10 protein-coding genes are annotated in these 12884 nt (G+C 71.5%); 6 read left to right on the top strand and 4 right to left on the bottom strand.

Translation table 11 applies throughout. The features are described 5' to 3' along the window. Window positions 1-18 precede the first annotated feature (18 nt). The 3 genes from ABZ919_RS00050 to ABZ919_RS00040 all read left to right on the top strand — a co-directional run bounded on the left by ABZ919_RS00050 (window position 19) and on the right by ABZ919_RS00040 (window position 2070). On the top strand, window positions 19-705 hold the full coding sequence (locus tag ABZ919_RS00050) for a TNT domain-containing protein (RefSeq protein WP_361240317.1): 687 nt from the start codon (window positions 19-21) through the stop codon (window positions 703-705). A 73-nt stretch (window positions 706-778) separates the two neighbouring features. Continuing rightward, window positions 779-1132 carry a hypothetical protein gene (locus ABZ919_RS00045; RefSeq protein WP_361240314.1) on the top strand — a complete coding sequence of 118 codons (354 nt, stop codon included), beginning with the start codon at window positions 779-781 and terminating at the stop codon, window positions 1130-1132. 95 nt (window positions 1133-1227) lie between these two features. Continuing rightward, window positions 1228-2070 carry an ATP-binding cassette domain-containing protein gene (locus tag ABZ919_RS00040; RefSeq protein WP_361240311.1) on the top strand — a complete coding sequence of 281 codons (843 nt, stop codon included), beginning with the start codon at window positions 1228-1230 and terminating at the stop codon, window positions 2068-2070. 159 nt (window positions 2071-2229) lie between these two features. On the opposite strand, the gene ABZ919_RS00035 is transcribed toward ABZ919_RS00040, so the two are convergent. Further along, window positions 2230-3039, bottom strand: a complete 810-nt coding sequence (locus ABZ919_RS00035; protein ID WP_361240308.1) for an alpha/beta hydrolase — start codon at window positions 3037-3039, stop codon at window positions 2230-2232. A gap of 70 nt (window positions 3040-3109) precedes the next feature. Beyond that, complete coding sequence (locus ABZ919_RS00030) at window positions 3110-3568, bottom strand: cupin domain-containing protein (protein ID WP_361240305.1); 459 nt, start codon at window positions 3566-3568, stop codon at window positions 3110-3112. 126 nt (window positions 3569-3694) lie between these two features. Here ABZ919_RS00030 and ABZ919_RS00025 point away from each other — a divergent pair, with 126 nt between their 5' ends. Both ABZ919_RS00025 and ABZ919_RS00020 read left to right on the top strand, forming a co-directional pair. After that, on the top strand, window positions 3695-4300 hold the full coding sequence (locus ABZ919_RS00025; protein ID WP_361240301.1) for a TetR/AcrR family transcriptional regulator: 606 nt from the start codon (window positions 3695-3697) through the stop codon (window positions 4298-4300). Between the two features lie 423 nt (window positions 4301-4723). Then, complete coding sequence (locus ABZ919_RS00020) at window positions 4724-5974, top strand: SpoIIE family protein phosphatase (protein WP_361240298.1); 1251 nt, start codon at window positions 4724-4726, stop codon at window positions 5972-5974. A 578-nt stretch (window positions 5975-6552) separates the two neighbouring features. Here ABZ919_RS00020 and ABZ919_RS00015 read toward each other — a convergent pair. Both ABZ919_RS00015 and ABZ919_RS00010 read right to left on the bottom strand, forming a co-directional pair. After that, window positions 6553-6741, bottom strand: a complete 189-nt coding sequence (locus ABZ919_RS00015; RefSeq protein WP_361240295.1) for a ferredoxin — start codon at window positions 6739-6741, stop codon at window positions 6553-6555. 13 nt (window positions 6742-6754) lie between these two features. Next, window positions 6755-7855, bottom strand: coding sequence for a cytochrome P450 (locus tag ABZ919_RS00010; protein ID WP_361240292.1), 1101 nt, complete (start codon window positions 7853-7855; stop codon window positions 6755-6757). 433 nt (window positions 7856-8288) lie between these two features. Here ABZ919_RS00010 and ABZ919_RS00005 point away from each other — a divergent pair. Next, a partial coding sequence (locus ABZ919_RS00005; protein WP_361240289.1) for a beta-ketoacyl synthase N-terminal-like domain-containing protein occupies window positions 8289-12884 on the top strand: 4596 nt, incomplete at its 3' end.

Here is a 12884-nt window from a genome sequence, read left to right as displayed (position 1 = left end):
GAAGTGAAAGGACACCGAATGCGCGTACCACGCGCCTTGGTGGGGAGCGCTGTCGCCTCGCTTCTCCTGCTGATCGGCGGCGCACCGGCCACAGCCCACGCCGACCACGGCCCCCATGCAGGACACAAGGCCCACTGCCCGACCACGCACCGCACCCGCGGGACCAATACCGCTCCGACGACGCAGTACCAGCCCTACTACCTCGACGACTGGCGGCTGGGACCCAGGTACCTGCCCCGGACAGGGGCTCTGGGCAAGATGCTGAAGGGCTACCAGCGCACCGACCACACATCCGCCAAGCGGTTCCTCGCGTGCTACTGGCAGACGGACCTCACGACGGGGAAGCCGGGCTGGTGGTACCCCGACAACCAAGGCTTCGTCCTGAAGAACGGCAAGCCGGTCGAGCACCCGGTGACGCTCCGCAAGGGCCAGCTGGTCGACCTCTTCGGCAGCGGTCTCGGCAACTTCCTCGCCCCCGCGGGCACGCCGTACGCCAAGCGAGCGATCCCGCCGAGCAACCTCGACCAGTACGTCGAGAACTGCGCGTACAGCTATCACCTCTACCGGATCCTCAAGCCGTTCACCGTCGAGGCCGGCCCGATCCGGCCCTGGTTCGACCAACCCGGCCTGGGACTGCAGTACGTGACGGCGCAGAACATCCCGACGCTCGCCAAGGAACACAAACTGGTCGAGCTGCCCGCCTGACGCGACCATGCCCAAGGTGGCCTCGGTACCTCCCGGCCGGGCCACCTCTGAGGCAGGCGACGGAACGGACCCGATGGACAGCGAAGAACTCGTCGAAAGGCTCCGCGAGTCGGGCATTCCCGAGGCGTTCTACGAGATCGCCGGTGTCCACGACGTGCCCGTGCAACCGGACGCCTTCTACTTCCTGCGCCGTGAGGCGGACGCCTGGGCCGTCGGGCTGCGGCAACGCTCCCAGGACAGCGTGATCCGGCGCTTCCCCACCGAGGCCGAAGCCTGCGAGTACCTCTACGACACCCTCGTCCAGTTGCCCGCTCCCTCCTCAAAGGCAGCGGAGCCCCTGGAGAAACTCCTCGCGGACCCCGACGAGATCCAGCGGCAGGCGTGGGCGGATTTCTTCCGTCACCGTGGAACGGCCGGCGATGACTGAGAACGGTGGTTCACACTCTGGACGCCTCGACGACTGTGTGGTCCGTGCATCTATCCTCGGCGCGGACGCCGGCCCGAGGATGAGAGGTGCCCCGGATGACCAGTCAGGCTGCGGAGCATGAGGAGGACCCCAGGGCGGCCGTCGTCGGTCTCCGCGATGTCGTCGTTCGCCGGCAGACGAGCGACCACCTGATTCTCGGCGGGGTCGACTGGACGGTCCGGCCCGGGGAGCACTGGGCGCTTCTCGGGGCCAACGGTGCCGGAAAGACCACCTTGCTGCGGCTGCTCGGTGCCCTGATGCACCCCACGACCGGCAGTGTCGACGTCCTCGGCAGCAGGCTGGGCCGGGTGGACGTCCGTGACCTGCGTGCCCGGATCGGGCATGTCGGCACCGCCCAGCGGGTCCCCGAGGACCTGACGGCCCACGCCGTGGTGCTGACCGGACACACCGGTACCGTTCAGCCGCTGTGGCGGATGTACGGCGACGAGGTCCGGGAGCGGGCGCACACGCTCCTGCTCGAGCTGGGTGTCAAAGAGCTGACCGACCGGCCGTACGGGGTGTGCTCGGGCGGGCAGCGGGCTCGCGTCCTGATCGCCAGGGCGCTGATGGCCGACCCGGCGCTGCTGCTTCTGGACGAGCCTTTCAACGCGTTGGACCTGCCGTCCCGGGAGGACCTCGTCGAGGCTCTCTTCCAGCTGGCCGAAGGGCGCCCGCGACTGGCCACCGTGACGGTCACTCATCACCTGGAAGAGCTCTCCCCGGCGATCGGCCATGCCCTGCTGTTGCAGGAGGGCCGAGTCGTCGCCCGGGGGCCGGTCGCCGAGGTGCTCACCGACGCACACCTGACGGCGTGCTTCGGCCGTGACATCACGGTGACCCGGCGCGACGGGCGCTGGTCGGCGCACTCGGCCCGACGGACGAGGCGCCCGACCGCCTGACACCGGCCGCGGCGCAGATCCGGCCCAGCCCCCGTTCGGCCCGCAGGTGCCCTGAGGGGCTCGCGTCCGGCGCGAGCAACACATGCGTGCAGCGGGCGGTCGGAACCAACGGCGGTCTGCGGCACACGGGTTCCGGGAGGCGGGCCGTTCTCGCCTGCGTCAGTGCCGCGACCGGCCGGCGGCGTGGGCGTCGGCGAAGTCCCAGAGGACGGGCAGGAGTTTCTCGGGGGTCTCCGTCTGGGGGAGGTGGCCGGTGCCGTCCAGCAGACGGAACTCCGCGTCGGGTATCGCCCCGGCGTACGCCCGTCCGTAGTCGGCGTCGACGACCTGGTCGCTCGCGCCCCACACGACGAGGGTCGGGCGGGTGATCTCGGCCAGGCGTTCGACGAGGGTGGGATCAGCCATGTCGTGCGGTCCCGCATACACCTGCAGCGCCGCACGGTTGGCGGCCATGACCGCGCGCTGGGCCTCGGTGAACGTGCTCGGGTCGAAGTGGAACTTCGAGGGGTCGTGGAAGGAGAGCCGGGACAACTCCACGGGTGTCAAGGAGAACGTGTCGGCGATCGGGTGGCCGGGGACCCGGATCCCGACTGCGTTGACCAGGACGACACTGCTGATCCGGTCGCTGCCCAGTGCGGCCAGTTCGGCGGCGATCCAGCCCCCGATGGAGTTGCCCACGACGGTCACGTCCCGCAGATCGAGCGTGTCGAGCAGTCGTGCGTAGACCTGGGCCAGGGTGCGGACGTCGGTCAGCCAGTCGGGGTGGGCGGTGCCGCCGAAGCCGGGGTGGACGGGGGTGAACACCCGGGCCGGCCGCTGATCGGCGAGGAGTCCGGCGAACGGGGTGACGGTCTGCGGGCCGCCGCCTCCGTGCAGGAGCAGGAAGGGACGCCCCTGCTCACCGTCGACGCCGACGGAGATGTCGAGCGCGCCCTGGTCGAGCGCCAGGGTGTGGGTGCTGTCGGTCATTCGCTGCTCCTGGAAGGGGAGGTGGCCACGGGCCACGTCGGAGGGGGGCGGTGGGGCGCAGGACGAGACATCAGGCGAAGTCGGTGGCGGGAACGGTGGCGTAGCGGCTCATCACCGCGACGGTCGACTCCGGGGTCGGTTCCCGGCCGGAGGCGATCATGTCCCGCAGGTCCCGGAAGTACTGCACGTACAGGTCGGGAGTGAAGGTGTTCAGCATCACCGCAGGCGTGTCGCCCAGGTTGGCGAAGGTGTGCGGTGCGCCGGGCGGGATCATCGCGAGCGTGCCGGCCGGGGCCGCGTGGGTGGTGTCCCCGATGGTGAAGTGGACGGTGCCGGAGACGACGTAGAACCCTTCGTCGTGCTGGGCATGGCGGTGCTGTGGCGGGCCCTCGGTGTGCGGGGCGAGGGTGATCTCCCCGATCCCGAGGCGGTGTTCGGTGGTGCTGCCGTCCTCGAGGATGCGCATCCGCGTGCGGCCCAGCCGGATGGTCTCGCCGTCGTCGGGGCCGACCAGGGAAACGTCACTCAAGACTGCCTCCTTCGTGAGGGCTGACTCTCATGAAGATATGCAGTCATGCTCTCATCATGCAAGTGCGCTCTCATGAAAAGAGCCAAGTGTTAATATGGTGGTGCGCTTACATGGGGAGGTCTCAGGATGGCGGCGCAGCCGGGCACCGGTCGCACGAATCAGAAGCAGCGCACGCGCACGGCGATCGTGGCGGCCGCGCGCGAGCTCATCGGCTCGGGCGCCGAGGTGACCATGCCTCGGGTCGCCCGCGCGGCCCTGGTCTCGGAAGCCACCGCCTACCGGTACTTCCCCGACCTTCCTTCGCTGATCGGCGAGGCCCTGGCCGGTGTCTGGCCGCCGCCGGCCGACGCCTTGGCGCCGGTCGCCGATTCCGCCGACCCCGTCGAACGGATCGCTTTCGCCTGCGAGTTCCTGCTGCGGGGCATACTCGCCCGCCAGGGCGCGGTGCGAGCCATGATCGCGGCCACCATCACCCAGCCCGAGGCAGGGTCCACGCGTCCGGGCATCCGCTTCGGCCTGATCGACCATGCGCTCCTGCCGCTCGAACGCACCCTCGGGGCGGCGGATCCGGACGGTTTCACCCAACTCAAACGGGACCTCGCGGTGGCGGTGAGCGCCGAGGCGCTCTTCACCCTGACCGATCTGTGCGGGCTCGATCCCGAGCAGGCCGTCGCCAGCGCCGTACACACCGCGACCACCCTGACCGAGGCCGCGGTGCGAAGGGTCGGGTAGTCGCCAGACGTGCCTCCGGCCGCCCGACGGCTTGGCCACCGGCCTGCCCGGCCGGACTGGGGCGAGGAGCCGGACTGGGGCGAGGAGCCGGACTCGGGCAATGAACCGCACCCGGGCAAGGCGCCATGATCGCCGACCCTTTGCGTACCACACCGGGCGAATCGGCTGCGCCGGCGGTCCTCGCCGGTACCCAGCCCGGCCAGGTCCCGAGGCGCGGGAGAGAAGTCGCCCGGAGGGCAGGCCGCTCTGCGCTCGGACGTGGGACGGCTGCCCGTGTGGCGCGACGGCGTGCGGAGGGCTCCGGCCCCGGCGCGGGCTCTCGGCCGGGCACACGCCGTCGATGCGGCTGCGAGGGCGGGCGAGGCCGGAGGACGGAGCCTAGATTGAGGATGGAGCCCTGGGGGCGGGAAGGGAGTTCTGCCGGTGGAGCTGCAGGTCGACCACGCGGCGCTGTTCGCCGCCACACCGAGCCCTTACCTGGTGCTGGGTCCGGACCTGGTCATCGTGGATGTGAACCAGGCCTATATGGCGGCCACCGCCCGCACCCGGGAGGACCTGCTCGGCCGGCACATCTTCGCCGCGTTCCCCGACAACCCCGCCGACCCGGAGGCCGACGGGGTCCGCAACCTCGGCGCTTCCCTGCACCGGGTCCTCGCCACGCACGAGCCCGACACGATGGCGTTGCAGAAGTACGACATCCCCGTCATGAGCAGGCCAGGGGTGTTCGAGGAGCGCTGGTGGTCCCCGGTGAACACCCCGGTTCTCGGCCCGTACGGCCAGGTGACCTACATCATTCACCGGGTCGAGGACGTCACCGCGTTCGTCAAGGCACACCGGGCCGCCCACCCCGCCGCCGCTCTGGTGAGCGAACGCCTGGACGAGACCCAGGTGCTCGAGGCCGAGCTGTATGCCCGGGCACGCGAGCTGCAGCGGCTGAACGACGAACTGCGCCAGGCCCACACCCGCGAACGAGAGGTCGCCGTCACCCTGCAACAGGCCATGCTGCATGCCCCTGACCTGGCCCGTCACCGCGATGTCGCGGTGCGCTACCTGCCCGCGACCGGCTCCCTCAACGTGTGCGGCGACTGGTACGACGTCGTCGACATCCCGCCCGACCGGCTCGCCCTCGCGGTCGGCGACGTCATCGGCCACGGCCTCGAAGCCGCAGCCGTCATGGGCATGCTCCGCAGCGCCCTGTCCGCCGCCATCCGCGCCCTGGAACGACCCGCCCAAGCTCTGGAAGTGCTCGGTCTGTACTCCCGGTCCATCGAGGGGGCCCTCGGCACCACCGCCGTCAAGGCGATCGTCGACACCCGCAGCCGTCTCATCACCTACAGCAGTGCGGGCCACCCACCGCCGGTGCTCGTCAGTCCCGACGGCCACAGGGAGCTGCTCGACCAGGCCACCGATCCACCGCTCGGCACCCGTCCGCAGCACGTCCCCCGCCCCCAGGCGAGCGCCTCCTACAGACCCGGCGACACGCTCGTGCTGTACACCGACGGGCTCATCGAACGCCGGGGCGAGGACATCGACGCCGGCCTGGGCCGCCTGATCGACGTGATCGGCGAGTGCGCTCAACTTGACACCGAACAGCTGGCCGACACCGTTCTGGCGCGCCTCGGCGTGGCCAGCGGCGGCCGCGACGACGTCGCCCTGATCGTCGCCCGGCTCTGAACGCGCACCGGGATGAGATGACAAGGAGCGTGCACGCCGTGGACCAGGAGTATGTGAGCGCCCCCTGACTGTCGCCGTGCCCGCCTGACCGTCGCCGTCGGCGGACAGGTACGACGCCGACTGCCTCGCGGTGTGGTCCCGCCGACCAACCTTGAGGACGACGATGCCGGCCCGAACCGTCCGTGCGGCGCACGCAACCGTGCGTCCGGCGCTTCTCGGCCCCCTCGTCGGACCGGCCGGTCGGACGATTCCGGGCGCGGCCTCGACAACCGTGTGCAGTGTCGCGGGCCTGGTGGCGGCCGCGGGACCGTCCGCCGCCAGATCCTGCCCGCTCCCGCCGACGGCCGGTTCCTGCACGGGCTGCGAGCAGTCGTGCGACCGGGTCACCGGCGGTACGAGGGCATCTCGCACGCCGCGACCGACAGGTCGGCATCGGACGCCGGGAAGACGGCGTCACATGGCAGCAGGCGCAGGTGGGCCCGTGGATCCGGTCGGCCACGCCCTGCAGTGCCGTGCTCGCTCCGGTCGTGCGCGCGGCTGCGGCGGCGATGCCGAGAGCTCCTTCGAGAGCGCCGCGGTCATAGGTATGTGATGGCCCCCGTCGGGCACCGCTCGGCGGCCTCCTGCACCGCCGCCCGCTGCTCGGCGCCGGGGGTGGCGTGGAGCAGGACCACCGTGCCGTCGTCGTCCTGGTCGAAGACAGCAGGGGCGGCGAGCACACAGGTGCCTGCGCCGCAGCAGAGGTTCTTGTCGATCTCGATCCTCATCACCGGCGTCCTCTCACCACCGTACGGGCAGCTCTAGGACGCCGTACGTCACCATCATCTCCCGGGTGCCGATCTCCTGGGCCGGTACGGCGAGCTCCAGTCGGGGAAAGCGGCGGAGCAGCGACTCGTAGCCGATGGCGAGTTCCAGGCGGGCCAAGTGGTGACCCATGCACTGGTGGGGGCCGCTGCCGAAGGCCACGTGCCGGGTCGTGCCGCGACGGATGTCGAAGGTGTCGGGGTCTTCGAAGCCCAGCGGGTCACGGTTGGCCGCGGGCAGCGACACCGTGACGACCTGGCCCTTGCGGATGGACCGCCCTTCGAATGCGAAGTCCTCGGCGGCGACGCGGATCGGCCCGATCTGCACCACGCTGAGATAGCGCAGCAGCTCCTCGACGGCGTCGTCGATCAGCGACCAGTCGGCGCGCAGAGCGGCCAGCTGCTCGGGGTGGCGAAGCAGGGCGTACGTGCCCAGCGCCAGCATGTTGGTGGTGGTCTCCAGCCCGGCGATGAGCAGAACGATCGTGATGCCGAGCAGCTCTTCGTCGTTCAGGTCGGTCTCCACGGTGAGCCTGCCGAGGATGTCCGGGCCCGGATCCTTGCGTGCGGCTGAGATCAGGGCGTGGAGCATGCCGCCGAGGGCCGTCATCGACTGCTGCATCTCCTCTCCGCTGCTGGAGAGGCTGAAGAGAACGTCGACGTGATGCCCGAACTGCGCACGGTCCCTCTCCGGCAGCCCGAGAAGTTCCGAGGTGACCAGCGTCGGCAGGGGCTTGGCGAAGGCCTGTACCAAATCGACGGGTCCGCCCCCGCTCGCCATCCCGTCCAGCAGGCGATCCGCCAACTCCTGGATGCGCGGGCGCAGTTCGCGTACACGACGGATGGTGAAGTGCTTGCTCAGCAGCCGGCGGTAACGGGTGTGCTCGGGCGGGTCCATATTGACGAACATGCCCGCGGGCAGTGCGTCGGTGCTCAGCTCGGAGCCGGGCACCTTCACCGGAGAACGCTTCCCGGCCGGCAAGGAGCTGAACCGGGCGTCGGTGAGCACGGACCGCGCGGTCTGCAGGCCGGTCACCAGGTGGCCGACGTGCCCATCGGGATACCGCAGCGGAGTCATCGGCCAGTCCTCGCGCGCTTGCGTGAAGGCGGCAGGCGGGTCGAAAGGACAACCTGTGGGGCGCGCCGTGGGAAAGGGCTGCGCCGACTGATTATCGGCTGCTTGTAAATCCACCATGAAAGACCTGGGACCTCGTCATCGGAAGAGAATGGGGGAGGCTTGTATAAGCTGCAGTTCTCCCACAACTGTCCCTAGGGTTCTCCTTAGAGATGTCCCCGGCCTTCCATGCTCTGTCCCCGGCCTTCCATGCTCGTGCACGTCGACCATTGGGGATTCCCCTAAAACTGATCTGCCGCAGCGGCGCAGCGCGGCCGAGGGGCCGAAACTGGGGTCACACCGCACCTTGTTGCCGCCCGGCCGGGCAGATCCCCTGTGCCGTGGCCGCGGCGGTGCGATGCCTTTTCATTCTCTGTGTGGGTGGGTGGAGCGCAATATGGTCGAGTCCGGGCTCAATGGATCGGGGAATCGGGCCGGTTCGGCCTCGGCGGACTCGGCCGATGGCATAGCCGTCATCGGCCTGGCGTGCCGGCTGCCGGGGGCCGCCGACCCGGCTGCCTTCTGGCGGCTGCTCAGCGAGGGCGCGGAAGCGATCACCGACGTCCCCGCGGACCGGTGGGACGGGGCAGCGGTGGGTGACGCCGACCCGTCCGCACCCGGCAGGACCGACATCCGCCGGGGCGGATTCCTCGAGAGCATCGGCCACTTCGACGCCGGGTTCTTCGGGCTCTCCCCCAAGGAGGCCGCCGCCATGGACCCGCAGCAGCGGCTCGTGCTGGAGCTGGCCTGGGAAGCGCTGGAGGACGCGCACGTGCGCGCCGAGACGCTCCGCTCCACGCGCGCCGGAGTGTTCGTCGGCGCCATCTGGGACGACTACGCGACCCTGCACCACCGCTCCGGACTCACGGCCATCTCCCCGCACACCGTCACCGGCCTGCACCGCAGCATCATCGCCAACCGGGTCTCGTACTTCCTCGGTCTGAACGGCCCCAGCCTGACCGTGGACTCCGGCCAGTCCTCCTCCCTGGTCTCGGTCCACCTGGCCTGCGAGAGCCTCCGCAAGGGCGAATCGACGATCGCCCTCGCGGGCGGCGTGAACCTCAACATCGTCCCCGAGAGCACCCTGGGCGCCGCCAAGTTCGGCGGGCTGTCCCCCGACGGCCGCTGCTACACCTTCGACGCCCGCGCGAACGGCTACGTCCGCGGCGAGGGCGGCGGCATCGTCGTACTCAAACCTCTCGCCCGGGCCGTCGCGGACGGCGACCCCGTCTACTGCGTGATCCGCGGCAGTGCCGTCAACAACGACGGTGGCGGCGACGGGCTGACCGTACCCCTGCAGTCCGGGCAGGAGCAGGTGCTCCGGCTCGCCCACGAACGGGCCGGGACCGACCCCGCCCACGTCGGCTACGTCGAGTTGCACGGCACCGGCACCAAGGTCGGCGACCCCGTCGAGGCGGCCGCGCTGGGCGCGGTGCTCGGTGCGGGACGCGAACCCGGCCGCCCGCTGCGGGTCGGCTCGGCAAAGACCAACGTCGGCCACCTGGAGGGCGCCGCCGGCATCACCGGCCTGCTCAAGGCGGTCCTGTCGCTCCACCACCGTGAACTGCCCGCGAGCCTCAACTTCGAGACGCCGAACCCGGCGATCCCGCTGGACCGGCTGAACCTGCGGGTGCACACCGAACACAGCGAATGGCCCGCCGAGGACGGCCGCCCGCTGCTCGCCGGCGTCAGCTCGTTCGGCATGGGCGGCACCAACTGCCACATCGTACTGGCGGAACACCGGGCGACGGCGGGTACGAGCGCTGATGCGCAGGCGGGTACGGGCGCTGATGCGCAGGCGGGTACGGGCGCTGATGCGGGAAAGGCGGGTACGGGCGCGGTTCCGACCCTGTGGCCGCTGTCCGCCAAGACCGCATCCGGGCTGCGCGCCCAGGCCGCCGCCCTGCTCGCACACGCGGAGGCGTACCCCGGACTCGCCCTGCCCGACGTCGGCTGGTCGCTGGCCACCGGCCGCACCGCCTTCGACCACCGGGCCGTCGTCGTGGGCGAGGACCGCGACGACTTCCTGCGCGCCCTGCGAGAGCTGTCCACCGGCGGCATCGACGCCGCGCTCACCACGGGCCGTACCGGTCCGCACGGCGAGCTCGCCTTCCTCTTCTCCGGCCAGGGCAGCCAGCGAGCCGGCATGGGCCGCGAACTGGCCGGGGCCTTCCCGGCGTTCGCCACCGCGCTGGACGAGGTGTGCGCCCACCTGGACCCCCTGCTGACGCGGCCGCTGCGCGAGGTCATGTTCGCCCCCGAAGGCACCGGGGCAGCGGCCGAACTCGACCGGACCCTCTACACGCAGACCTCGTTGTTCGCCGTCGAGGTCGCCCTGTTCCGGCTGCTGGAAAGCTGGGGTGTAACCCCCGGCGTACTCATGGGCCACTCCATCGGCGAACTCGCCGCCGCGCACGTGGCCGGTGTGCTCTCGCTCGCCGACGCCTCGGCCCTCGTGGCCGCGCGCGGCCGCCTGATGCAGGCGCTGCCCGCCGGCGGCGCCATGATCGCAGTCCAGGCCGCGGAGGACGAGGTCCGTGGCCGCATCGGCGACCGCACGGACCGCGTGAGCATCGCCGCGCTGAACGGCCCGGACTCCGTCGTCGTCTCCGGCGACGAGAACCTCGTCACCGAGATCGCCGACGCCTTCGCCGCCCTGGGCCGCAGGACCAGCCGGCTCCGGGTCAGCCACGCCTTCCACTCCCCGTACATGGAACCCATGCTGGCGGAGTTCCGAGACGTGGCCGAGGGCCTCACCTTCCACGCCCCACGCATCCCGATCGTCTCCAACGTGACGGGCCGGCTGTCCCAGGAGCCCTCGGGGTACGAAGGGCGCACGCCCGCGTACTGGGTCCGCCACGTGCGCGAGGCGGTCCGCTTCGCCGACGGCGTCGCCCGCCTCGACCAGCTGGGCGTCCGCGCCTACCTGGAACTCGGCCCCGGTGGCGTGCTCACCTCCATGGCCCGCACCGGCGCTGACAGCGGCTCCCTGTTCGTCCCCGCCCTGCGCGCCCGCCGCCCCGAGCCGCAGGCGCTGCTGGCCGCGGTCGCCTCGCTGCACGTCCACGGCGTGGAGCCGGACTGGGACGCCCTGTTCGGCGGCGGGCGAGGCGCACGCCGCAAGGTCGCGCTCCCCACCTACGCGTTCGAACGGCAGCGGTACTGGCTGGACGGCGACACCACATCACCCGCCGTCGTCGCCACTGGCCGGACTCCCGCGGCTCCGCAGCCGGACGCCGTACCCGAGACCGACAGTGCACCCGTCGGACCTCTGTGCCGGCGGCTGGCCGGACTGCCCGAGACCGAACGCGCCGAGGCCGCGCTCGACCTGGTCCGCACACACATCGCCGCCGTCCTCGGCCACGCCGAAGCCCGCCAGGTCGACACAGAGTGGACGTTCAAGGACCTCGGCTTCGACTCGCTGAGCTCGGTGGAACTGCGCAACCAGCTCGGCGAGGCCACCGGCCTGCGCCTGCCCAGCGGGCTGCTGTTCGACCACCCGACCCCTGCCGCGCTCGCCCGCCACCTCGCCGCCCGGTCCCAGGGCGGCGGGGGCACGGCGGCCTCCGAGCCCGCGACGGTGGCCGACCCCGACGAACCCATCGCCATCGTGGCCATGAGCTGCCGCCTGCCCGGCGGCGTGAGCTCCCCCGAGGACCTGTGGCGGCTGCTCGCCTCCGGTGGCGACGCCGTCTCAGGATTCCCGACGGACCGTGGCTGGGACCTCGAAGCGCTCTACGACCCGGAGCCCGGTACGCCCGGCAAGTCCTCGACGCGGCACGGCGGCTTCCTGCACGGGGCGGCCGAGTTCGACGCCGGCTTCTTCGGCATCAGCCCCCGCGAGGCCGCCGCGATCGACCCGCAGCAGCGGCTCGTCCTGGAGACCGCGTGGGAGGCGTTCGAGCGGGCCGGCATCGACCCGGCCACGCTGCGCGGGAGCCGGGCGGGCGTGTTCATCGGCGCGACGGCACAGGACTACGGCCCGCGGCTGCACGAGCCGGTCGACGGAGTCGAGGGCTACCTGCTGACCGGCACGACGACCAGTGTCGCCTCGGGCCGCGTGGCCTACACGTTCGGCCTCGAAGGCCCCGCGGTCACGGTGGACACGGCCTGCTCGTCGTCCTTGGTGGCCCTGCACCTGGCCGTCCAGTCGCTGCGGAGCGGCGAGTGCACGATGGCGCTGGCCGGCGGCGTGACCGTGATGTCCACGCCCGGCATGTTCGTGGAGTTCAGCCGCCAGCGCGGCCTGTCGGCGGACGGCCGGTGCAAGGCGTTCGCGGCGGGCGCGGACGGCACGGGCTGGGCCGAAGGCGTCGGCATGCTCCTGGTGGAGCGGCTCAGCGACGCAGAGCGCAACGGCCACCGCGTGCTCGCGGTCGTGCGGGGCAGCGCGGTCAACCAGGACGGAGCGTCCAACGGGCTCACCGCGCCCAACGGCCCCTCCCAGCAGCGCGTCATCCGCCAGGCCCTGGCGGCCGCCGCACTCGCGTCCGCGGACGTCGACGCCGTGGAGGCGCACGGCACGGGCACGCGGCTCGGCGACCCGATCGAGGCGGAAGCCCTCATCGCCGCCTACGGCCAGGGACGGGACGGCGACCGGCCGCTGTGGCTGGGCTCGCTGAAGTCGAACATCGGTCACACGCAGGCCGCGGCGGGCGTGGCCGGCGTGATCAAGATGGTCATGGCGATGCGGCACGGAGTGCTCCCGCGGACCCTGCACGTCGACGAACCGACCCCACATGTGGACTGGTCGGCAAGCGGCGTACGACTGCTGACCGAGGCGGTGGAGTGGCCCGGGGGTGACCAGCCGCGCCGGGCGGCGGTGTCCTCCTTCGGCATCAGCGGCACGAACGCGCATGTGATCGTCGAGCAGGCACCCGGTGTGGCGGAGGAGGCTTCGGCTCCGGCCTCGGGTGGGGTCGTGCCGTGGGTGGTGTCGGCGAAGAGCGATGTGGCGCTGCGGGAGCAGGCGGGCCGGCTGCTGTCCTACCTG

The sequence above is a fragment of the Streptomyces sp. NPDC046759 genome (genome assembly GCF_040645475.1).
Lineage (GTDB): Bacteria > Actinomycetota > Actinomycetes > Streptomycetales > Streptomycetaceae > Streptomyces.
This window is presented reverse-complemented; position numbering and strand designations above follow the sequence as displayed.